Origin of the sequence: Guptibacillus algicola (genome assembly GCF_020171805.1) — a bacterium.
GTDB lineage: Bacteria > Bacillota > Bacilli > Bacillales > Guptibacillaceae > Guptibacillus > Guptibacillus algicola.
Window position 1 is genome coordinate 143,311 of sequence record NZ_JAIVAF010000006.1, and the last position, 21,046, is coordinate 164,356.

Sequence of the window (21,046 nt, forward strand, 5' to 3'; positions counted from 1 at the left end):
ATTCACCGCTAGGTGAATCTATTTCTGATTACGAAGATAAGATATAACTGACGTAACTGATTCTACTCCCTGGTCGATGCAATCAGGAAGACCAACTCCTCCATAGGAAGCACCTGCTAGAAAGACACCTGGCATCTTACTTCTTAAGCCAGATTGTACTTCTTCGAATCGGTTCCTGTGCCCTACTTCATATTGAGGCATAGCTTGACGCCATCTTGTTATTCGATAGAATTCCGGATGACCTTCAATTTCCATGATCTGATTTAAATCATTCAGTACGGTTTGTACAATTTCCTCATCACTTTTTTCGACGATTTCTTCCTGCCCTGCTCTACCAACATAGCATCTCAAAAGAACTTTTCCTTTCGGTGCAGCATGTTGCCATTTTCGATGGGTCCAAGTACAGGCCGTTATTGTGTAATCTGCATTCCTTGATACGACAAATCCTGTACCATCTAACGACTTCTTTACTGCTTCCTCAGGAAATGCCATCGCAACCGTTGCAACGGTTGTTGACGGCATATCTTCTAATGGAGTGACTTCATCAAGATCCCTTAACATTCTAGTCACTTGCTGATGAGGTGTGGTAACGATAACAGCATCAGCATCGATTTGTTCTCCGCTCATGGTTGTAAGATGATAAGACTCTCCGTTTTTACGAATCGAGTCAACTTTTACACTCTTTCTTATATCAACTTCTGTTAGGTGATCTTCGATAGCCTTCACAAATGACTGCAACCCAGATTTAATTGTTAAAAAGGCAGGTTTCTTTTTACCAGTCTTTCTTCTTGAAGCTGGTGTAGTCTTCTTCATCCCGAGGATCAAACTACGATGCTTCTGTTCCACTTCATAGAACTGTGGAAATGTAGACATCAGGCTTAATTTATCGATGTTTCCTGCGTATATACCTGATAATAAAGGCTCGATTAAATTCTCAACAACTTCATTGCCTAGTCTTCTTCTGAAGAACAAGCCAAGAGATTGATCCTGACCATTTTGATCACGCCTAGGAAGTATCAAGTCTAATGATGCTCTTAGTTTCCCCTTCAAGCTAAAAAGACGTGTCGATACGAAAGGAGCTACTTCTGTTGGAATGCCCATTACAGAACCACCTGGGATAGGATACAGCTGATCATTATTTAAGATAAACGCATTTCCTGTTGAGTTCGGGACGAGCTGGTCTTCGAGTCCAACTTCCTTCGCTAATGTAGCTGCACTCTTCTTTCTTGCTAGAAAAGAATCAGGTCCTCTTTCGATGACGAAGCCATTAGTCGTATCCGTGTGAATTTTCCCACCGAGCCTCTCACTGCCCTCTATGATTGTGATCTCGTATGGTTGATGAGATTCTTTCATTTCTTTTTGAAGATAGTAGGCAGCTGCGAGACCGGTAATCCCACCACCAACTATCACAATTTTTTTCTTTGAATTATTCATGATTTATCATCTTCTTCTTTATTAATTCTTTCGTCACTACAGAAGCTAATATCTCTATAAATTCGTCTCGTGCGTTCGGCATATCTGGTCTATGATAAGTAGCACCAAGTTCTTCTGTTACTTGCTTACATTCGTAATCATTGTCATAAAGCACTTCAAGATGATCAGCAACGAAACCAACAGGACAATAGATGAAACCAGTATAGCCCTCTTGCTCAAATAAATCTCGCGTTAAATCCTGCACGTCAGGACCAATCCATGGTTCAGGCGTATTGCCTTCACTTTGCCACGCTACTGCATAATGTTGGATACCCGCTCTTGAAGCAATGTGACTTGCTGTTTCTTCTAATTGAGAAGGGTATGGATCACCATGTTGCAATACCTTCTCAGGTAAACTATGAGCTGTGAAGATGACGATCGTCTTCTTCTTTTCTTTGTCATCGAGGCTTCTCAAACAAGAATTAACTTGTTCAACCCAGTATTGAATAAATTTAGGTTCGGTGTACCATTCTTCGATACTGTGTATATTTGGAAAACCAAGCTTCTCTGCAGCCTTATTCGCTCTATCATGATAAGCCTTTACACTATAACTAGAATAATGTGGTGCAAGAACGATGCTGATCGCTTCCTGAATTCCGTCTTTTTGCATGTTTTTCACTGCATCTTCAACGAATGGTTCGATATGCTTTAAACCTAAATAACTTTTAAACTTTATTTCATCATCGAAAAGCTCATTCATTCTGCTTTCGAGCTTTTGAGATTGTTCTTTGGTAATTTCGTATAGCGGAGAAATGCCCCCTATTGCCTCATACCGTTCAACTAGATCTTGTAGCATTTCCTCAGTTGGCCTTTTCCCTCTCCGAATATGAGTATAGTATGGTTCTATTTCCGCTTCGCTTCGAGGTGTACCATAAGCCATGACAAGGAGACCTATTGTTCGTTTCGGCATATTGTACCTCCCGTTCCCCTACCTATTCTTACTCGTATAGTCATGTACAAAACGAGTTAATCGTTGTAGCGTTTCGACCTCAACCTGAGGGAATACACCATGACCTAGGTTGAAAATGAAACCAGGCTCTTGCATGCCCTGATCTAGGATTTCTTTCGTACGCTCTTCAATCACTTCCCATGGAGCAAGAAGTAATGCTGGTTCAAGGTTCCCCATAAGAGGTTTAGTAATCCCCTCTTTATTACGTGCATTCTTGATCGTGATTCTCCAATCGATTCCAATTACATCGACAGGCAGTTTGTTCCACTCTTGGATCAGATGACTTGCTCCTACTCCAAATATGATAAGCGGGACGCCAGTTTCTCTCAAACTAGAGAAAATGCGGTTCATAACAGGTGCTATGTACGTTCTATAGTCCGCTTCGTTTAAAGCGCCAACCCAAGAATCGAACAGTTGCAATGCCTGAGCACCAGCTTGTACCTGAGCTTTCAAATAAGCAATCGTCATATCTCCTAATTTATTCATCAAACGGTGCCACGCTTCAGGATCTGAGTACATTAAAGCTTTCGTTTTGTAATAGTTCTTGGAAGGTCCGCCTTCGATCATATAACTTGCTACTGTGAAAGGTGCACCACTGAATCCAATCAAAGGTACAGATAATTCTTCACGAAGCATCTTGATCGTTTCCATAACGTAAGGAATATCCTTTAGAGGATCTAATTCTCCAAGGCGATCGATGTCAGAAACACTACGGATTGGATTGTCGATTACCGGCCCAACACCTTTTTTGATTTCCACATCGACACCGATCGATGGTAGTGGTGTCATAATATCCGCAAATAAGATAGCTGCATCTACACCTAGCTGTTCAACAGCAAATCTCGTTACTTCAGCAGCAACCTCCGGATTCAGGTTCATTTCATGGAAGGAATACTTCTCTCTTATCTTTCTATATTCAGCTTGATAACGACCAGCTTGCCTCATATACCATACAGGTGTGAAATCTGTTTCTTCTCCTCGACATGCTCGAAGAAATTGATCATTAAATGGAGCTTTATTCATGGTTGTCCACCTTTCTCATACTCATATTGCTATTCGTTCATTTATGCATCCCTACATATAATAGCGATGGAATTGATACGTGTATAGTCATTAAATTAAACTGTCATAAAATTGTCTTTGTTTGAAGACGTTTACACCCCTAACCTTAACATAGGAAAGCATGATTACGAGGTATTAACACATTATTACCCGCTTTTGTAAGATACTATCCTGTTTCTTCCTCATTACGATCAATAAACCGGTCTAAAATCCGAAATGACGTTTCGTTAGAAGGAGTTCCTTCTTGCTCAGTTAGTGGGTTAACAGGAACGACCTGGTACGATACAGATCCAAAGAAGGAAACGGAGTACTTGGTAAACTCCCCTTTACCTTCCACGGTGTCTATTTTCTTTCTGTTTCCATCTTTTATTTCATAGATGTTATACGCTACCCTTTCATCTGAAGAAGGCGTCCACTCTAATTTCACAGCAGGTAATCCATAAAGAAAATCAATTTCGGCTTCTAAGTCTACAATTTCAGGAAGTTGTACAGGCTTTTCCATCTCTTTTACGTCTGAAGGTTTTTGAAAAGCGGTTGTACTCGTTTCATGAGCGTTCACAACTTTTTTAAACAGTTGAACAGGGTACTCACTTCCACCTGTAAGATACTGATCATTTGTTGTTCGGTCATACCCCATCCATACGGATCCGACAATCTCTGGCGTAAAACCAACAAACCACGCGTCTCTAACCCCGCCGTCAACACCTTCATATGAAGTCGTACCAGTCTTCCCTGCTAGAGCAGTATCCACTTGCCCACTTTGAGCAGTGCCGTTTTTAACGACTCCTTCAAGAATTCGCGTCATGTACCATGCCGTTTGCTCGGAATACACGGATTCTTTCTTAGGTTTTGCTTTTCCTACAAGTTTCCCTTCATGATCGTAAAGTTCTTCGATAAAATAAGGCTCAACTCTTTCGCCTTCGTGAGCAAAAGGTCGGTAAGCTTCCATCATTTCAAATGGTGTTACGCCCTTATCGATTCCTCCGAGAGCAATTTTCAAATCCTTGTCTTCAATTGAAATACCACTTTTCTCTAAATATGATTTCGAATATGAAATACCTATCTCGTTTAACAACCACACTGCTGGGGCATTCGCTGACACTCTTACAGCGTCGTATAACGGCATCTCCCCTGTATAACGGTCATTGTAATTGGAAGGAGAATACCCATTATAATCTTCCTTTTCATCCTTCAAGAGGGTGTATGGATGATAGTCTTTTTTATCAAGAGCAGGTCCATAGACTGCAATAGGCTTGAAAGAGGATCCAGGTTGTCTCCTTGTATTCACGTGATTCAACCCTTTTTGAACATAATCCCTACCACCCTGAACAGCGACTACGCCACCACTCTTACTATCCATCATCGTTAGTGCTCCTTCAGGTGGCGTGTCCGGGTCGCTTCCTTTGAAGAACGCTTTATTTTGAAATTCAGAGTAAGCCGTTTTTTGAAGCGTAATATCCATAGGAACGACGATTTTATATCCACCTTTTAGCACTTCTTCATTCGACAAGTTAAATTTCGTTTTCGCCTCGTCTAACGTCATGTCGACATACGTTAGAAACGCAGGATTCTTAGTCACCTCAGCAATATCTAACGCTACCGTTTTCCCTTGTAATCGAACTGCCTTTTCAGGTGTTAAATAGTCTTGCTTTTCCATAAGGGAAAGAATTAAGTCTCTTCGTTCTTTACTCTTTTCAGGGTGCTCGATTGGAGAGTAATGAGATGGGGCTTTTGGAAGGCCAGCTAACAACGCTCCTTCCTCGATACTAAGTTCAGTTGTTTCCTTATTAAAATATAATTTAGAAGCTGATTGCAGTCCGTATGCACCATGACCAAAGTAGATTTGGTTTAAATACATTTCAAGTATTTTCTCTTTACTATAATTCCTCTCTAGATTAATCGCGATAACAGCTTCCTTTGTTTTCCTTAACCATGATTTATCATTCGTTAAAAATACGTTCTTTGCCAGCTGTTGTGTGATTGTACTTCCACCTTCAACTTTCGCACCAGCAAGAATATCTCGATAAAGCGCACGCCCTATCGCTTTAATATCGAGACCATGGTGATCGTAGAAACGACTGTCTTCCGTCGCGATGAATGCTTCTTGTACATGATCTGGAATATCTTCTATGGAAACCGGATCTCTATTCTCAATATATAGTTTCGTAATGAGGTCACCCTCTGTTGTAACGAGCTTAGTCGCTGAGTTCATGACAAGCTTTTTCTCATCGATTGCGTAATTCCCTGCAAGTAGAATGCCTAGATATCCTAGCAATCCTACTAGGAAAACAGCAATCGTTGCAACCAAGCCTATACCAAGCTTCTTCATTATGTACGGCACTCTCCTTACAAGTCGAATAAAATTAAGCTTACCTCAACGACTTCGTTTTTTGTACATCATAATTTGACAGTTCTGTTTAGTTTTCGCAAAAAATGGGTAAAGTATCAGGCGATTCCTATCTAATTGTTGAAAGGGTGGATGATATGAAGGTTTATGTCACATACGGTACATACGATTACTTATCGAAACTAAAAGAAGAAAATAGGAATGAGCAGTTGTATTTATTATCTAACGATGAAGGTGCTGCTCTCTACCATGAGACTTCTTCAGAGTCCATCTTCAAGAGCGGGAAAGAGTACGAAATAATGGACAAGAAAGGTGAGGTTTCACAACCTACTTTTGTCGTTTTAAACCATATTCCAGTAGAAGAAAGTGAACGCGCTACTTTTGAAGAACGATTTAAAAATAGAGCAGGAAAAGTAGAGAACGAACCCGGGTGTGAAGGCATTCGAATTCTACGTCCGATTCATAATGACCCTTACATCGTTGCTACCTTCTGGAGTAGTGAAGATGCTTTCAAAAATTGGCAGTCTTCAGAAGCTTATAATGCAGCTCACAAGAATCGCAACACAGATAAAGGCCTTCCCAAGACGGTGTTTAGAGGAAAACCTTATGTGAAAACGTATCAAGTAGAACACACTAGCGTTTAAATGAAGTTATTTGAGGGTATTTGCATTGCAATAGAATACTATTAATTTCACAGGAGTGTTATCTGATGCTTGTAAGTGAAAATGAAATCTACAAATATAGTATCGACACAAGCGATGGCGAAAAAGGTGCATTGAAAGAACTATACTTTGATGATGAACACTGGGCTGTTAGGTATTTAGTGGTTGATACCCGAAAATGGTTACCAGGAAGAAAAATCTTACTATCACCATACTCAATAGAGAAGCTTACGCACGATAAAGAAGAAATCTCGGTTTCCCTTTCAACAGATGAATTGAAGAACAGTCCTTCGATCGATGCGGACCAAACAATCTCTAGAAAACATGAAATGTCTATCAATAAACATTATGGTTGGCCTTACTATTGGGTAGGAACCGGTGCATGGGGTAGCGGGATGTATCCTACCCCACAAGAAACGAACCCTGAAAGTTATTATGATGAACGAGGTAAAGACGATAATCACCTTCGCAGTACAAAAGAAGTTTCAAATTATCATATACAAGCAACCGATGGCGAAATCGGGCACGTTGAAGATTTTATATTCGACGACAAAACGTGGAAGCTTCGATATTTTGTCGTAGACACTAAGGACCTCCTACATGGTAAAAAGGTTTTACTGTCTACTGAATGGATTGATGATATCCATTGGACTGATCGTAGCGTTGTAGTAAATGTTACGAAAGAGAAAATAGAAAACGCACCAGAATATTTATTGAATGAGCCTCTGACACGACGATTCGAAGAAGATCTTTATACTCATTACGGCAAAACTGGATACTGGAAATTTTGATATCGAGCGAGATGGTGACCATCTCGCTTATTTTCCGACAGGGAGTATTCACATTTCCCAGGAAATCTCCTTATATGACGAAAAACGATAGTTCTAGACAACTAGCGACATGAGCTTATTTGACAAGTAACTGCATAACCGTTTTGCAGTAATAGATTACGTTAGGAGACTTGTTATGGCCTATCAGGATAAAAAGAAGGAAGGGAAAGCTTCTTATCCGGAAAGACAATTCTACTTCCCGGCTCAAATCGTAGAAACATTTATCGTTAAGGGCGAGTCTCATAGTGCAAGACCACTCAATCGACAGTTTATCTTATCGATACTAGCAGGAGCTTTTGTAACGTTTGGTTCAATTCTCTCTGTTCTCATTGCCCTTGGGGTTGAAACGAAAGGTATACATAATCTTCTAGCCGGTGCAGGTTTCGTAACCGGGTATGCGATCGTATTTATCTCAGGAGCCATCCTATTTACAGAAGTTAACGTCTTATTACCAAGCTATATTCTGCAAAGAAAGTTCTGGATTCCAAAACAACTTATGAAGTTCTGGGTAGTTTGCTATTTGGGGAATATACTAGGAGCACTTTTAGTAGGATTGTTAGTTGTGCTGTCAGGTTCTCTTTCGCCTGAGTTCTACACTGAACTGAACGTGTATATTGAACATAAAATGAAGTTTTTATCTGAAGGAACAAAAGGCTGGTTCCAAATCCTTCTTTCCGGAATCATTGCAAACTGGTTGATCGGAATGGCAGCATTCCTTGCAACCGCTGCAAGAGACTTAACTGGTAAAGTTCTTGCTACTGCACTTCCGGTAATCATTTTCGTTGCAGGGAACTTCCAGCATAGCGTAGCAAACATGGGGTACTTCGGAACAGCGATCTTCCACAGCGCCGAGTATACATGGGTGGAGTTCTTATTATTCAACCTCGTTCCTGCTAGTATCGGAAACCTTATTGGAGGCGGAGTATTAGTAGCGCTCACTTTCACTTATGCGTACAAAGAAGAAATTAACGAAGAGCACTTCCCTCGAGAAGAAGCTTAATGAAAGGTAAGTGAATCTAAACGAAAGGAGAAATTGCCCATGGCACATGCAGCACTGTTGCTGAATCCAAATGCAGGAAACCAAAAAATGATCAGGCAAATCGACACGATAAAGAAAAGACTCGAAGAAAACTTTGATCAGTTTACATTCTACGAAACAGAATACCCTGGTCACGGAGCAGAAATCGTGGATGACATTTGTGAAGAAGTAGATGTTCTGATTGGAGCTGGCGGGGATGGAACGATATATGAATTAGCAAATGCGCTTTGTAGCAAAAAGAACCGTCCCGCTTTCGGTATTATTCCAGGTGGAACTTGTAACGATTTCTCACGAGCGATCGGTTTGAACCAGAACCCACTTTTAGCTGTTGAACAGCTCATACAAAACAATAGAAAAACCATCGATGTGGGTCGCTCGAATAATGAGTACTTTCTTAATTTCTGGGGCATCGGAATGATCACGCAAGCTTCAGAAAATATCGACCCGAACACGAAGGAACTGTTTGGAAGACTATCGTATTATATTAGCACAGCTCAGACAATTAACGACCCTTCTCCATTCCATCTAACGGTTGAGTCAGATGAAAAACAATTTGAAGGTGAAGCAGTTATGATGCTTGTAGGAAACGGACCCTTTACTGGAGGCGTTCAAGCGTTCTTTCCTGAGAATAACCTTACAGACGGAAAGTTCGACGTCTTGATTATTAAAGAATCGTCACTCCCTACGTTCTGGTCTTTCTTTCAGTCTAAATTCACAAAACAACCTGCTTTAAATGAAGATATCATTCATTTCCAAACGAAAAAATTAAGTATTTCTGCCGACCCTGAACAGAAAATAGATTGTGATGGTGAGCGTAACTACACGACCCCATCAACATTAGAACTACTTCCTGAACACTTAACTGTCCTCGCTGGAGACCTCTAGGTGCCAGGCACTTAAAAAGCCGCTGAAAAAATTCAGCGGCTTTTCTTTATTTATCTTCTTTTAAGACCATTCTAACAAGCATATGTGCTAGAGCATGACGATGCTCTTTTTCACCTACGAGCCACAGTTCTTGAAGAAGCTTTTCTTCTCTATTCTTAGGCTCTTCTTTATAAGCTAGATAATCAGCAACTTTCTCTGCTGCTTGCGCTAACCTCTCTTCACTAAGTCCAAGCTTCTCCCCTACTTCTACCTTGTTAGCAAGATACTCTTTGAACTGTTCAAAGTTGGACAGAATATCGTCAAAACGATCTTCACTAATACGATCCATCGTGTCGTCCACTTTTTTTAAGTCTACTTCACTTTTCTTATTCACTAAATGATTTTTTTCGCTCATTACCATTCACGCTCCTTAGCTATCCATTATAGACAATGACGTTTCGATAAATGCTGGAATATCGTCTGGGTTACGACTGCTTACTAATGTCCCACCACACACAACGACTTCTTCATCAAATACATTTGCTCCAGCATATTTAAGGTCTGTTTGGATCGACTTAAACCCAGTAATGTTACGACCATGAAGGACTTCAGCAGTTAATAGAAGTTGAGGACCATGGCAGATTACGAGTGTTTTCTTGTTCTGGTACATCATTTTCTTTGTGAAGCTTACAAAGCGCTCGTCCGCTCGTAACTCATCCGGAGAAACTCCTCCAGGAATGAATAAGACATCAAAATCCTCTGCTTTGACTTCGTCGATGCCTATATCTGAAGTTACGGTCGCTTCTTGCTGCTTTCCGGTTAACTCTTCTCCTGCACTATGACTAATAACAGTCAACTCATGTCCAGCATTAGCGAATTGCTCAGCTGGCTTTGTATACTCTACGTCTTCAAACATATTTGTCATAAGAACTGCAATTTTACTCAATGTGAATCCTCCTTGCATTTAGATAACGTTCTAGTTGACTATTACCCCTTCATCACCTATGCAAACATTTGAGTAGGCAGCTAAGATTAGTGTAGCCATGTTTTATAAAATTCATGAATGGGTAAAAATAAGATGGAACTCATTTTGACTAGAAAGGGTGTTTTGAATGGAAGATAAGAAGCAGGAGCTAATCGAAGGATTAAACGTAGACCTAGCCAATGAATATGCAGCGAGTATCATGTATACGTACAACGCGGCAGTTGTATCAGGCTTGTATCGTCAAACGTTGAAGCCCTTCTTTGAGGGTGAAGTAGCTGACGAACAAGGACATGCCCTCTACCTTGCTGAAAAGATCAAAACTCTTGGTGGTACACCTACTACAACACCAGCTGAGGTCAAACAACTGAGCGATGTTAAGGAAATGCTCTTAGAAGCAAGACGAGCAGAAAAAGATACGATCGACCGCTACGAAAAGCGCAAAAAACAAGCTGAAGAACTAGGATATACTGAACTCGTTGTGAAGCTTGATGATATGATTGCAGACGAAACGCACCATATGGAAGAAATGGACCGCATTTTAAGCGATGCACGATTCGAATAATAGCAAAAGAGCCGGCCTGATGATGGCCGGCTCTTACTGTGTTACGACGTTTTAGATGGTAACAACCTTTGACGATACGCATTCATTCCAATCTCCCCTAACCAATCGATAAAGTGGAAATTCACAAATGCCCCAACGATTGCTCCTAATCCAGGAATCATTTGAAGAAGCTTTGGGATGTCGATGTAATCTCTATATTCCAGTTGAAACGACTTCCAATCATACTCTTTATCAAAGGACGCCTTTTCTTTATAACCATTTGCTGTAGCTTCCCAGTCCTTTAACCTTCTGAATACTTCTTTACGTTTTTGATTTGAGGAAAAAGCTAACTGAAAAATCGTAAGAATGAACACTCTTTCTTCAAATCGTCTTGCATCAAAGCCATAAATACTAGCTAAATTAAAAAGGAACTTCATCTTGATCGATAACAGCAATGGGAAATCTGCTAATCCTAACAAAATCCCACCTGCTCCAGTTCCAGCTCCTTCAACAGCTGCAATTCTTTTGAAGGTAACAGTTGCTTCTCTTGCTAACTTGTCTCTTTCTTGTAGTGATAAATTCTTTAAAGGTTCTTTCACAGTATAAGAGTTTCCAGCGAGAACTCCTTCAACCATCTTTCGAATGCTATTCGTAACGACTGTATGGACACGTTCAGGAATAACATGATTTACTTTGTTTTGCAGTTTCTTAGTTGCTCTCGAAAACATTGGAGCTTTCCGGGTCATCTTCCTTTCCCAGATGATCAGCTCATCTCGAATTTCTGCTTCATAGCCATTCATAGCAATCTTCCTTTATGTATGAGTTTGGTGTTACATAAGGAATTACGGTTTGCTTGTTTTCTTCATAGTAGCAACCAGCACAGCAACGCTTCCTATCAATCCGATTAGAAAGAAGGTTATTACGCTTTGAGTCAGGACGAGTGCAATCAGTGCAAACAAAACGGCCTGTACTCCTAATAATCGTTTGAGCATTTTTTGGAATGCAAGATCTTTCTGCCCGCTTTTTAGAGGATATAACTTAATCATCACATGTGCATCGAAATGAGGATAAAGCGTCCTAAGCTGCGTAGCAGTTAAATAGATAAAGAGCCCTGCCCCAATCATCTTACCTGTTGTTCCAGGTACAAAAACGATCACTAATAGACCAATGAGCAATAGGCGAAGGTATATGCCGAGATACTCATTACTTCGAACGAATGCTTTTTGATAAAGCTTTTCATACACGGTATCATTCGGAAGAATTTTATCTGCAATTGAACTAATCACTCTTCTCCCTTTAACAGATTGCTTTAGTTTCGGTACATCCGTAAATAAATTGGCCGTTCGGTAAAACTTCATACTTTGCTTCTCATCGAGTGCAAGGAGTTTTTCCCACTTGATCGCATACTTCCCTTGTAGAGGAAAAAACACAAACAATAGAACACCAACGAACCCAATTGCGGTTAGTGAGACAAACACCCATGAGGCTTGAACAAACAATAAATAAGACAGTAGCATCGTCATAAACGTACGAACAACTACGAACCCGACAACCGAGCGATGTGCCGGCAGATGCAATTCCATCCATTTCATTAGAACATTTAGACCTTTTAGCAAAAGCATGATAGCAATCACAAATATATAGTAACTAGTTCCGGCAGCCATTTCATGCTGATAGAGAGGCGCAAGAATAACCATCGTTACTACCGTAATAAATGCCTGAAGCATAAAACTATAAAACAGAGATCGAAGGAAATAATCCTTGAGCTTACTTTCTGCTGGCAACAAGAAAACAAGATCTGCTTCTGATAAAAAGAATCGAAGAGGCGTTCTTACGATAACAAAAGCAGCAATAATTGTAATCACTGCCACACCCGGGAAAGTCTCTGGTAATACTTTCAATAGCTCACTATAATAATATGCTCCGAAAATAAGAGTCAGGACGAGCGTAAACAAAAAGCTACTATTACCAATTAAGCGAAAGTAACGAAGAGCAATATTCCAAAACGCTCCTGCTCTTTCCTTCCATAACATCTCGAGCTGCATCATTTACCGCTCCTGGTCGCTTTGATATAGATCTCATCTAAGGTTGCGCCTGGTTTCCCAATTTCATGCTGCAGTTCTGTCATTGTTCCTGACATAACAATGACGCCATCGTGGAGAATGATGAAACGATCACAGTATCTTTCAGCAGTTGAAAGAATGTGAGTCGACATCAGCACACCTGCGCCTTTTTCTTTCATTTGTACCATGGTATCTAAAAACGATTGGATACCTATTGGATCAAGACCAACAAAAGGTTCATCAACGATATAGAGAGAAGGCTGAACAAGAAACGCACACATAATCATAACCTTCTGCCTCATGCCTTTTGAAAAGTGACCAGGAAACCAATTTTTCATGTTCGTCATTCGAAATTCTTTTAAGAGTCCTTCTGCTCTTTGCTGCCAATCATCATCTAATTCATATGCTAGAGCTGTCAATTGTAGATGCTCCCATAATGTTAGCTCATCGTACAGAAGAGGCGTTTCTGGTATATACGAAAACTGTTTTCGATACGTATCTTTATTTTCACTGAACGTACTTCCTGCAACACGAATATTGCCTTTCATCGGATCAAGCAACCCTAGCACATGCTTTATGGTGGTACTTTTTCCTGCTCCATTCAATCCGATCAGTCCCACGATTTCATTTTCATTCACATTAAGAGATAGATCGTGTAACACAGGTTTATTCGCCTGGTAACCACCAGTTAGATTGTTCACTTCTAAAATCGAATTCGTCATAATGGCCCTCTCATTTCTTTATTTGACTCCATTTTAACAAACTTACATACCCTCGGTGAAACGACTATGCTTCTGGTAATGGCGTTGGTGTTGGCTTGCCATATCCACTCTCATACTTTTGATCGATATACGTTCTAATCTCAGTAACTGACTTTCCATTTTCCTTCATATCTATTGCCTTTACAGCGATATCAAGACAAACACCACATTTCGTTCCATGGTCGTCCCATGTCACTGTGTCGTCAGTTTTGTCATGAACGAAACAATCATAGTTATTCATATGACCAGCCATTTCGCCACACCCGCAATAACATGGAATATGTTCTAATAAGTCTTCTTCAGATTCCACTTTTGAATAAATAGCTTGGACAGTATCATGTTGGTTTTCAAGGAAAGTAGGTAATTCGTTGAGCTCTGTGGTTTCTTGTATATCTCCGTTGCTCGTGTGCTCTTGGTGACTTTCAGAACTATTACACCCTGTAACTACAGATATCATCAGTAATGACACTAACGCTAATAAGCGAACCTTCATATTCTCTCTCCTCCATTAACTAAATCTGTACACATCATATCTTGATTAAACGAAGGATTCCATCATTTCATATGAATATTCGAAAAACAGATACATCTTGTTGAATAGTTTGGTCCATTTCAGAGCAACATAGTATGGAGTGTGACGTCTTCCCTGAAACAAGTTACGCTCACGGCTCTGCACCCCCGGCAGAGCCTTTTGTTTTTTTCAATACATATGTAAAATATGGTACGATATACAAAAATGATGAAAGGATGATCGTAATGAGTCATTCTCCTGACTGTATCTTCTGTAAAATTATTAACGGTGATATTCCATCAGCAAAAGTGTATGAATCTGAAGACGTACTCGCTTTCCTCGACCTCACTCAAGTAACAGAAGGACACACACTCGTCATTCCAAAGAAACATAAGCAGAATATTTATGAATTAGACACTGATACGGCATCGAAGCTATTTGAAGCTGTACCTGAAATTGCAAATGCACTAAAAGCAAACTTTACTCCGGAAGGAATGAATATCCTAAATAACAATGAAGCGATTGCTGGACAGTCTGTGTTCCACTACCACCTTCATCTCATTCCTCGCTATGGAAAAGGTGATGGATTTGGAGCTGTGTGGAAAACCCACGAAAGTGAGTACGATGCCGATAAGCTTCAAAAGCTTGCTGAAGGAATTCGTTCACAATTTAATTAATATAAGAAAAGGAGGCCGCTGCCTCCTTTTCTTAATTATGTGACCTCTTCATTTCCTTCAACGTGTGAAATCCTGTTGGCTCCACCCAATCAGAATGGTCGAACTTCTCCTCCATTCCAGTAAGGAAAGTTGAGACTTTTGATTGCAGGACTGAATTCCACCGGAGCTCATGTATGAACTCTTCTCTATGCCCCTCGTACCCCATAAGACCTTTCAATTCATTCAACAGATCAGCTTGCCACATAGATGGCAAAGGGGATTCCCCTGGGATATCCATAAACCGAACCATGGAACCTTCCTTTAAGAGTGCATGAGGATAATAATATGCATATACCCGCTCAAACCGCTCTCCCGTTGTAAGAGCAAGCTTTTCGTGTTGATGCTCCCTCAGTACATAGCTTCCTTCAGTGCGGTTTAAAAGTTCAAGTTGCTCTCTTTCAACAAATGTAACCCACACTTCCGTTTTCGCTCCTGAGACAGGCGCAATGACAGCTGGAAGTGCTCCATATGGTGCTAAGAAAGACCCTGCAACTACATCAGTATCAACGATATTGGCGCGGCAGAACAAAATAAAGTCACTTACATCTGGATTAAGGCTAAACTTATATTTCAATTGTGCCAAACACACGTTAGAGCCATATGCCAATAAAGGAATCCGATCTTCAATAGGAGCAAGTCCCTCACTTTCCAACAATTCCTCAACCGTCATCCTTGAAGGTGATGAGAATGCTAGCGTTCCTGTTACTTCGTCCCCTAAAGAATAATGAACAACCTGGTCTTCAATTGGCACATTCTGTACTTCGTCGATTCGATGAGCTTTTCCGTCATGATACACGAACGAAGAAGATGGTCTAGGTCCTGGATAAATATCTGGATGGTCGTATGGTCCAATGTGAATGGGTTTACTTTCGCGGTACATGTTGTGATTCACTCCTTTTCATTCGCTCCTATAAGGATAGCAAAACAATGCAAGTAATCAAAAACTAGATGAACATTCGAACAAATATTTTATAAGATTCAGAAAAAATATAGCGATAATGTTTCTATTAATGATAGGATAATTACAAACAAAAATAGGTTATCGCATTACTATACTAAAGGAGTGTCTTCTCTTGAATAGACGATTTAACTTTAATGCCGGCCCTTCGGCACTACCTCTTGAAGTATTAGATCAAGCGCAATCAGAATTAATTAGCTATCAGCAATTTGGTATGTCGGTTATGGAATTCAGTCATCGAAGTAAAGAATACAAAGCTATTCATGAGGGAGCAGTAAACCTGTTACGAGAACTTCTACAGATCCCTGATGATTATGAAGTGCTCTTCTTACAAGGTGGCGCAAGCTTACAATTCTCAATGGTACCGATGAACTTTCTACAAGACGGACAACAAGGGAATTATTTCATCACAGGCAGCTGGTCACAAAAAGCTCTTAAAGAAGCTCAAAAGGTAGGGGAAACGTTCACAGGAGCAACTGGTGAACATACCAATTTCAGCCGCATTCCTACTGAAGAGGAGTTAACCTACAGTGATAACGACGCTTATGTACACATCACCTCGAATAATACAATTCACGGAACGCAGTGGAAGGAATTCCCTAAGAAAGCGGACAAGACGTTCATTGCGGATATGTCTAGTGATATCTTAAGTCGTTCGATTCCAATCGAACAATTTGGACTGATCTATGCAGGCGCTCAGAAGAACCTTGGCCCAGCAGGTGTTACGGTGGTTATATTAAAGAAAGACCTACTGAAAGACACACCTGAAAACCTTCCAACAATGCTTGATTATCGTACTCATGTTGAGAAGAGCTCACTTTATAACACACCGCCGTCCTTCTCCATTTACATGCTTTCACTCGTTCTTAAATGGACAAAGAAATACGGTGGCATACAGGCGATTGAAGAATGGAACAAGCAGAAAGCAAACCTTCTCTATCATACGATCGATGCAAGCAAGGGCTTTTACACTGGTATTGCAGACAAAGATAGTCGATCTAGCATGAACGTCACGTTTATATTACCTGAAAAGCAATTAGAAGAGCTATTTTTAAAAGAAGCAGAAGAAGAAGGGTTTGTAGGCCTGAAAGGTCATCGTTCAATAGGAGGTTGTCGTGCTTCTATTTACAACGCTGTTCCTCTAGAGTCAGTCGAAGCTTTATGCGACTTTATGAACACATTCCATCAAAAGCACAATATTTAACACTTTTCAATAGGCAGTTCGTTTGTTACTATTAAACTAGTTCTTTCGCAGGAGGCACATAGAGCACTTCTGGAGGGAACCACCGTCACACACTGACGGAAAATGAGATGAGAAGAGGAGAGAGTTTCTTTATGAAAACAAAAAATTTGGTATTGATGGCTTTACTACTAGGGATCGGAACGATCTTGCATGCTATTATTCCAGGACTTATTTCTGGAATGAAAAACGACATGCTTCTAACGATGATGTTTCTTGGAATTCTATTATTTCCTGACCGTAGAAGCGTTCTTGTACTCGGTTTGGCCACAGGTGTTATATCTGCAGCAACAACAACTTTTCCTGGTGGACAACTTGCCAATGTAATTGATAAGCCTATTACTGCTTTTGCATTCTTTGGTTTATACTTGCTTGTTCAACGATTTGGTAATTCACTCGTTACAGCTGGTGCACTAACGGCAATCGGTACAATGATTAGTGGCGCAATATTCTTAGGTGCAGCGCTCGTATTCGCAGGACTACCTGGCGGCGCAGCATTTACGGGACTATTTCTAACGGTGGTTCTTCCAACAGCAATCGTTAATACGATTGCGATGGTATTCATTTATCCAGTAGTACAATCCATTCTTAAACGCACAACTTTCGCCTTTTAAAATATACAAAAAGTAGGCTGACGAGATCATTCTCGTCAGCCTACTTTTTTTGTTTGATTTACCCCACATAGAGCTGTTCTAATATGCTATTTACATAAAAAAGTTGTTTCTAAACTTCGTAAATAGGCTATGTTAACCATTAAACGCACATTATAGAATCAGGTGAAAAAAATGAAGTTCAACTCACTATACCGAATTATTGTCATTGTCTTTATGTCCGTTAAATTCTTCATCCAACTCGAAACGTTCAGGAGAAAAAGCAAGCATTCATGGAACCAAGAACGCTTTCAAAAACTCTTGAAGAAACAGGCAAAAGAATATAAAGAAAAAGCCATTCGACTTGAAGGGCTTCTTGTTAAGCTCGGTCAGTTTCTTTCAACAAGAGCAGACATCCTTCCGAAAGTGTTTCTTGAAGAAATTGAAGACCTTGTCGATCGAGTCCCTTCTTTTTCTTGGGCAAAAGCAAAACGAATTTTAGAAGAAGAATGGTCCTCCAATTACGAAGATATAATCAAAAATGTATCTGAACGTCCTGTAGCATCTGCTTCGATTGGTCAAGTGTATCGAGCAAACCTCATGACCGGCGAGGAAGTAGCGATAAAAATCAGGCGTCCAAATATACGCAAGATTATTAGTGCTGATTTTAAAGCACTCCGAATCGTTTTCTGGTTGATGGATAAGTTCACATCTTACAGCAACCAGCTAGATCTCCCCAAATTATATGATGAAATTCGGGTGGTCATTGAAGATGAACTCGACTTTAGTAAAGAACTAAAGAATGGCATCAATTTTCAAGAACGTTATAAAGAAAGTACACAGTACCGTATCCCCCATTACATTTCAGAATGGTCAACGAAAAAAGTGCTCGTGATGGAATGGATGGAAGGAGCTCGAGTAACAAACCTCTCGTACATTGAAGAGCAGGGCATCAACCGGAAAGAGCTTGCAAGAAAACTGTTAAAGGGATTCCTTGAACAGCTATTACAAGAAGGACAATTTCACGCAGACCCTCACTCTGGAAATATTCTTATTCAGAACGACGGCACAATCGTGTTTATAGATTTTGGAATGGTTGGATTTATTGAAGCGAGTGATGCCCTCTCTATTCGAAAACTGATTACTGGTGTTGTTCTCAGCCAGTATGATGATGTTACAGACGCACTTGACGAACTACGCTTCCTTCTGCCTGATTCTGATAAGAGACAGATCGAAAAAGCGATCAAAACTCTAGTGACCCTATTTGTAGAACAAGATTTAACGATGATGGATGAGGATACAGCTGAGCAAGTTCTTCGTGAAGTTCAAACCCTTGTGAACAAACAGCCTATTCAGCTTCCAAGCGAGTTTGCCTTTCTTGGACGTGCGATCTCTACCATAATAGGAATCCTTTATACACTTGATCCTTCTATCGATCTTATTGAAGAAGGAAAACCGATCGTCCAGGAGTGGGTGGAACAGAGCGAATCATCTGAAGAACGAAATGATCCCACAAAGATTTTCCGTAAAATCTATGGAAAGCTAAGCTCGATCGAGAATCCTTTAGATAGAATTTCTGATGAATTGAACGACCACCGCACGTGGGAAGAGTCGGTAAAACGAAAGGAATCTCGATCTAAAAGCATGCTGTGGAATAAGCATTATAGCTTCTTCATTCTACTCACCAGTATCATTGGCTTTTTTATAAGCCTTTCATTCCAGCTTGATCAACTGCAATTAGCAACTTCCATAACTGGTGGAGTAAGCTTCCTATTCATGCTGATTTCAGGATCACGCGAGAAAAGAATCTGGCAAAAAAAGGAGAGTACGAAATGAGCGACGAGAACATAATGAAAGAAACGACTGAAAAGCTTGGCGATTCAGAGGTGAAAATAGAAGGTCTCTCAAACGGCTATCGCATCACCGTTAAAGGGAATAAAGAGAAGCTGAAGCAAAATAGGCGTGTAGGCGGGGCATTTATAAACCTTTTAAAGCAATTAGAGAAAGCAGGTTACCGACTTCCTTTCCCATTCTCTTGGATCTTGCGATTTTGGAATCGTTATACAAAACCATAAAACGAGCTGGAGACACATTGTCTCCAGCTCGTTATCTTTATAAACAAATTAAATTTTCACTCCAGTTTCCCACTCGCGGAACTTTTCCAACTCTTGTTTTAATTGCCTCGCTACAAAACCGATTACTGCTACGTCATCTAAGAGTCCTACTCCTGCAAGAAAGTCAGGAACAGCGTCTAGAGGACTTATAAAATACAGCAATCCCCCGACGATCATGATAACCGCTTTCCTTGATATATCGGTATACGCTCCTTTTCTTACTTCCTGTACGAGTCTTGAGAACGTTTTGACGTCCACCCACATATCACTCATACCCTTTTTCCCTTTATAAAGAGCTCCCTTTTTTAAGGATTCTAGTGAAACTTCTTTTAATTGATCTTTGTCTTTTACAACGCTGACGGCTTTTTGCGTCATTTTCTTAAACACACTTTTCACCATTCTATTCATAATTACACACGCTCCTTTGGTCCTTCTTTATATAGGATACCTCAAATGAGCGTGTTTCTAACCTTCTGCTTAAGGGTTTGTAGATCAAATTATATGGGAAAAATAAAGAATGAACGATTTCTTACCTAAAAAACTAAGAAAGCCATCGAAACACCTAGTAGTAAAAAGACCACAGCGAACGTTCCGAACAAAAATGCATTTCGTTTCTTTTGTATAATCTGTTCGGTATAAAACGAATATTTCCTTATCAGCAACAAGCGATTGAACGTTGCTAACAGTAGTAGACACCCTGCTACAATAAGAGCAAATATAAAACCAGTCATACTCATGCCTCCTATTCACGCGTCATGAATTCATTACTAGAAAATATATGTGCAAAATAGGCATTTCATGACCGGGGGCAGAGTGATAAAAAAGAAGGAATTCACACTTAAACGGAGAAATACTGTCATAGAAGAATAGGATTGTCAGGAAAGGATGAAATCATCATGGGAAAAGCAAAAGCACTAGTGACGGGGTTTTTTATTGGAGGAGTCATCTCCGCCACATCAGTCCTGCTAACAACACCAAAATCAGGGAAGGACATGATTACTGACGCAAAGAACAAAAGCGATGAGATAAAGGAAAGCTTCAATGTACTGAAAGAAGACCTCAATGAACTAACGACTCATATTAAACAACTTTCTTCTGAAGGAAAACAAATAATCGCTGAGGTCAGCTCAGACTTAAAGCGTTCCATTTCTTCCTTCCAAGAAGATATTGCACCAAACCTCACTCGCCTTAAGGAAGACATTGAGGAAATGCAACAATCAATCGAAACTGTAAAGAGTGAAGTTAACAAACCGGCTCCAAAATAGCCGGTTTTTTTACAACATCATAACAGTATTCTAATATAGATTTCCCAACGAAAATGGGAATTTGTTAAGGAGGCAA

The 21,046-nt window shown here is 40.2% G+C and carries 24 protein-coding genes; 11 read left to right on the top strand and 13 right to left on the bottom strand.

The genetic code is table 11. The features are described 5' to 3' along the window. Positions 1 to 18 precede the first annotated feature (18 nt). From hemY to LCM09_RS17855, 4 genes are all read right to left on the bottom strand, one after another. Positions 19 to 1,434, bottom strand: coding sequence for a protoporphyrinogen oxidase (gene hemY / locus LCM09_RS17840; protein WP_224884703.1), 1,416 nt, complete (start codon positions 1,432 to 1,434; stop codon positions 19 to 21). Further along, positions 1,427 to 2,383: a ferrochelatase gene (gene hemH / locus LCM09_RS17845; protein WP_224884705.1), complete on the bottom strand. Its 957-nt coding sequence runs from the start codon at positions 2,381 to 2,383 to the stop codon at positions 1,427 to 1,429. The genes hemY and hemH overlap by 8 nt, the downstream gene beginning before the upstream one ends. Positions 2,384 to 2,401: 18 nt before the next feature. Beyond that, positions 2,402 to 3,445 (bottom strand): uroporphyrinogen decarboxylase, encoded by a 1,044-nt coding sequence (hemE, locus tag LCM09_RS17850; protein WP_224884707.1) that lies wholly within the window; start codon positions 3,443 to 3,445, stop codon positions 2,402 to 2,404. A 205-nt stretch (positions 3,446 to 3,650) separates the two neighbouring features. Next, positions 3,651 to 5,813: a transglycosylase domain-containing protein gene (locus tag LCM09_RS17855; RefSeq protein ID WP_224884709.1), complete on the bottom strand. Its 2,163-nt coding sequence runs from the start codon at positions 5,811 to 5,813 to the stop codon at positions 3,651 to 3,653. Positions 5,814 to 5,917: 104 nt separating this feature from the next. Here LCM09_RS17855 and LCM09_RS17860 point away from each other — a divergent pair, with 104 nt between their 5' ends. From LCM09_RS17860 to LCM09_RS17875, 4 genes are all read left to right on the top strand, one after another. After that, positions 5,918 to 6,475, top strand: a complete 558-nt coding sequence (locus LCM09_RS17860) for an antibiotic biosynthesis monooxygenase family protein (protein WP_224884711.1) — start codon at positions 5,918 to 5,920, stop codon at positions 6,473 to 6,475. Positions 6,476 to 6,540: 65 nt separating this feature from the next. Further along, positions 6,541 to 7,284, top strand: a complete 744-nt coding sequence (locus tag LCM09_RS17865; protein WP_224884712.1) for a PRC-barrel domain containing protein — start codon at positions 6,541 to 6,543, stop codon at positions 7,282 to 7,284. Between the two features lie 175 nt (positions 7,285 to 7,459). Further along, complete coding sequence (locus LCM09_RS17870) at positions 7,460 to 8,323, top strand: formate/nitrite transporter family protein (protein WP_224884714.1); 864 nt, start codon at positions 7,460 to 7,462, stop codon at positions 8,321 to 8,323. A gap of 39 nt (positions 8,324 to 8,362) precedes the next feature. Continuing rightward, entirely contained in the window at positions 8,363 to 9,247 is an 885-nt protein-coding gene (locus LCM09_RS17875) for a diacylglycerol/lipid kinase family protein (protein WP_224884717.1), read from the top strand. Positions 9,248 to 9,293: 46 nt separating this feature from the next. Here the strand turns inward: LCM09_RS17875 and LCM09_RS17880 are convergent, their stop codons facing one another. Continuing rightward, positions 9,294 to 9,641, bottom strand: coding sequence for a DUF3243 domain-containing protein (locus LCM09_RS17880; protein WP_224884719.1), 348 nt, complete (start codon positions 9,639 to 9,641; stop codon positions 9,294 to 9,296). Positions 9,642 to 9,656: 15 nt separating this feature from the next. Next, positions 9,657 to 10,172 (bottom strand): type 1 glutamine amidotransferase domain-containing protein, encoded by a 516-nt coding sequence (locus tag LCM09_RS17885; protein WP_263623066.1) that lies wholly within the window; start codon positions 10,170 to 10,172, stop codon positions 9,657 to 9,659. A 166-nt stretch (positions 10,173 to 10,338) separates the two neighbouring features. Here LCM09_RS17885 and LCM09_RS17890 point away from each other — a divergent pair, with 166 nt between their 5' ends. Next, positions 10,339 to 10,773, top strand: a complete 435-nt coding sequence (locus tag LCM09_RS17890) for a ferritin-like domain-containing protein (protein WP_224884721.1) — start codon at positions 10,339 to 10,341, stop codon at positions 10,771 to 10,773. 41 nt (positions 10,774 to 10,814) lie between these two features. Here the strand turns inward: LCM09_RS17890 and LCM09_RS17895 are convergent, their stop codons facing one another. From LCM09_RS17895 to LCM09_RS17910, 4 genes are all read right to left on the bottom strand, one after another. Beyond that, on the bottom strand, positions 10,815 to 11,552 hold the full coding sequence (locus LCM09_RS17895) for an EcsC family protein (RefSeq protein WP_224884723.1): 738 nt from the start codon (positions 11,550 to 11,552) through the stop codon (positions 10,815 to 10,817). A gap of 42 nt (positions 11,553 to 11,594) precedes the next feature. Further along, the gene (locus LCM09_RS17900) at positions 11,595 to 12,800 is read right to left on the bottom strand and encodes an ABC transporter permease (RefSeq protein WP_224884726.1); all 1,206 of its coding nucleotides are present in this window, start codon (positions 12,798 to 12,800) and stop codon (positions 11,595 to 11,597) included. Continuing rightward, entirely contained in the window at positions 12,797 to 13,537 is a 741-nt protein-coding gene (locus tag LCM09_RS17905) for an ABC transporter ATP-binding protein (protein ID WP_224884728.1), read from the bottom strand. The genes LCM09_RS17900 and LCM09_RS17905 overlap by 4 nt, the downstream gene beginning before the upstream one ends. Positions 13,538 to 13,601: 64 nt before the next feature. After that, positions 13,602 to 14,069 carry a PCYCGC motif-containing (lipo)protein gene (locus LCM09_RS17910; RefSeq protein WP_224884730.1) on the bottom strand — a complete coding sequence of 156 codons (468 nt, stop codon included), beginning with the start codon at positions 14,067 to 14,069 and terminating at the stop codon, positions 13,602 to 13,604. A 263-nt stretch (positions 14,070 to 14,332) separates the two neighbouring features. Here LCM09_RS17910 and LCM09_RS17915 point away from each other — a divergent pair, with 263 nt between their 5' ends. Further along, positions 14,333 to 14,764, top strand: a complete 432-nt coding sequence (locus LCM09_RS17915; RefSeq protein ID WP_224884732.1) for an HIT family protein — start codon at positions 14,333 to 14,335, stop codon at positions 14,762 to 14,764. A 31-nt stretch (positions 14,765 to 14,795) separates the two neighbouring features. Here the strand turns inward: LCM09_RS17915 and LCM09_RS17920 are convergent, their stop codons facing one another. Continuing rightward, positions 14,796 to 15,683 (bottom strand): hypothetical protein, encoded by an 888-nt coding sequence (locus tag LCM09_RS17920; RefSeq protein ID WP_224884733.1) that lies wholly within the window; start codon positions 15,681 to 15,683, stop codon positions 14,796 to 14,798. Between the two features lie 193 nt (positions 15,684 to 15,876). Between LCM09_RS17920 and serC the strand changes: the two genes are divergently transcribed. The 4 genes from serC (at position 15,877) to LCM09_RS17940 (ending at position 19,666) form a co-directional block, all read left to right on the top strand. Next, complete coding sequence (gene serC, locus LCM09_RS17925) at positions 15,877 to 16,965, top strand: 3-phosphoserine/phosphohydroxythreonine transaminase (RefSeq protein ID WP_224884735.1); 1,089 nt, start codon at positions 15,877 to 15,879, stop codon at positions 16,963 to 16,965. 131 nt (positions 16,966 to 17,096) lie between these two features. Next, positions 17,097 to 17,615, top strand: a complete 519-nt coding sequence (locus LCM09_RS17930) for a tryptophan transporter (protein ID WP_224884738.1) — start codon at positions 17,097 to 17,099, stop codon at positions 17,613 to 17,615. Positions 17,616 to 17,786: 171 nt separating this feature from the next. Continuing rightward, complete coding sequence (locus LCM09_RS17935) at positions 17,787 to 19,427, top strand: ABC1 kinase family protein (protein WP_224884740.1); 1,641 nt, start codon at positions 17,787 to 17,789, stop codon at positions 19,425 to 19,427. Next, complete coding sequence (locus LCM09_RS17940) at positions 19,424 to 19,666, top strand: hypothetical protein (protein ID WP_224884741.1); 243 nt, start codon at positions 19,424 to 19,426, stop codon at positions 19,664 to 19,666. Before LCM09_RS17935 ends, LCM09_RS17940 begins: the two co-directional genes overlap by 4 nt. A 48-nt stretch (positions 19,667 to 19,714) precedes the next feature. Here LCM09_RS17940 and LCM09_RS17945 read toward each other — a convergent pair whose 3' ends face one another. Then, positions 19,715 to 20,113, bottom strand: a complete 399-nt coding sequence (locus tag LCM09_RS17945; RefSeq protein ID WP_224884743.1) for a YkvA family protein — start codon at positions 20,111 to 20,113, stop codon at positions 19,715 to 19,717. A 125-nt stretch (positions 20,114 to 20,238) separates the two neighbouring features. Beyond that, positions 20,239 to 20,436 (bottom strand): hypothetical protein, encoded by a 198-nt coding sequence (locus LCM09_RS17950; protein ID WP_224884745.1) that lies wholly within the window; start codon positions 20,434 to 20,436, stop codon positions 20,239 to 20,241. Positions 20,437 to 20,601: 165 nt separating this feature from the next. Here LCM09_RS17950 and LCM09_RS17955 point away from each other — a divergent pair, with 165 nt between their 5' ends. Next, a complete protein-coding gene (locus LCM09_RS17955) occupies positions 20,602 to 20,970 on the top strand; it encodes a YtxH domain-containing protein (protein ID WP_224884747.1) in 369 nt (122 codons plus the stop codon). The last annotated feature ends 76 nt before the right edge of the window (positions 20,971 to 21,046 follow it).

Bases quoted from the DNA above. Each gene is read 5' to 3' on its own strand.
- hemY (WP_224884703.1), bottom strand. From the start codon at position 1,434: ATGAATAATTCAAAGAAAAAAATTGTGATAGTTGGTGGTGGGATTACC.
- hemH (WP_224884705.1), bottom strand. From the start codon at position 2,383: ATGCCGAAACGAACAATAGGTCTCCTTGTCATGGCTTATGGTACACCT.
- hemE (WP_224884707.1), bottom strand. From the start codon at position 3,445: ATGAATAAAGCTCCATTTAATGATCAATTTCTTCGAGCATGTCGAGGA.
- LCM09_RS17855 (WP_224884709.1), bottom strand. From the start codon at position 5,813: ATGAAGAAGCTTGGTATAGGCTTGGTTGCAACGATTGCTGTTTTCCTA.
- LCM09_RS17860 (WP_224884711.1), top strand. From the start codon at position 5,918: ATGGGTAAAGTATCAGGCGATTCCTATCTAATTGTTGAAAGGGTGGAT.
- LCM09_RS17865 (WP_224884712.1), top strand. From the start codon at position 6,541: ATGCTTGTAAGTGAAAATGAAATCTACAAATATAGTATCGACACAAGC.
- LCM09_RS17870 (WP_224884714.1), top strand. From the start codon at position 7,460: ATGGCCTATCAGGATAAAAAGAAGGAAGGGAAAGCTTCTTATCCGGAA.
- LCM09_RS17875 (WP_224884717.1), top strand. From the start codon at position 8,363: ATGGCACATGCAGCACTGTTGCTGAATCCAAATGCAGGAAACCAAAAA.
- LCM09_RS17880 (WP_224884719.1), bottom strand. From the start codon at position 9,641: ATGAGCGAAAAAAATCATTTAGTGAATAAGAAAAGTGAAGTAGACTTA.
- LCM09_RS17890 (WP_224884721.1), top strand. From the start codon at position 10,339: ATGGAAGATAAGAAGCAGGAGCTAATCGAAGGATTAAACGTAGACCTA.
- LCM09_RS17895 (WP_224884723.1), bottom strand. From the start codon at position 11,552: ATGAATGGCTATGAAGCAGAAATTCGAGATGAGCTGATCATCTGGGAA.
- LCM09_RS17900 (WP_224884726.1), bottom strand. From the start codon at position 12,800: ATGATGCAGCTCGAGATGTTATGGAAGGAAAGAGCAGGAGCGTTTTGG.
- LCM09_RS17905 (WP_224884728.1), bottom strand. From the start codon at position 13,537: ATGACGAATTCGATTTTAGAAGTGAACAATCTAACTGGTGGTTACCAG.
- LCM09_RS17910 (WP_224884730.1), bottom strand. From the start codon at position 14,069: ATGAAGGTTCGCTTATTAGCGTTAGTGTCATTACTGATGATATCTGTA.
- LCM09_RS17915 (WP_224884732.1), top strand. From the start codon at position 14,333: ATGAGTCATTCTCCTGACTGTATCTTCTGTAAAATTATTAACGGTGAT.
- LCM09_RS17920 (WP_224884733.1), bottom strand. From the start codon at position 15,683: ATGTACCGCGAAAGTAAACCCATTCACATTGGACCATACGACCATCCA.
- LCM09_RS17930 (WP_224884738.1), top strand. From the start codon at position 17,097: ATGAAAACAAAAAATTTGGTATTGATGGCTTTACTACTAGGGATCGGA.
- LCM09_RS17935 (WP_224884740.1), top strand. From the start codon at position 17,787: ATGAAGTTCAACTCACTATACCGAATTATTGTCATTGTCTTTATGTCC.
- LCM09_RS17940 (WP_224884741.1), top strand. From the start codon at position 19,424: ATGAGCGACGAGAACATAATGAAAGAAACGACTGAAAAGCTTGGCGAT.
- LCM09_RS17945 (WP_224884743.1), bottom strand. From the start codon at position 20,113: ATGAATAGAATGGTGAAAAGTGTGTTTAAGAAAATGACGCAAAAAGCC.
- LCM09_RS17950 (WP_224884745.1), bottom strand. From the start codon at position 20,436: ATGACTGGTTTTATATTTGCTCTTATTGTAGCAGGGTGTCTACTACTG.
- LCM09_RS17955 (WP_224884747.1), top strand. From the start codon at position 20,602: ATGGGAAAAGCAAAAGCACTAGTGACGGGGTTTTTTATTGGAGGAGTC.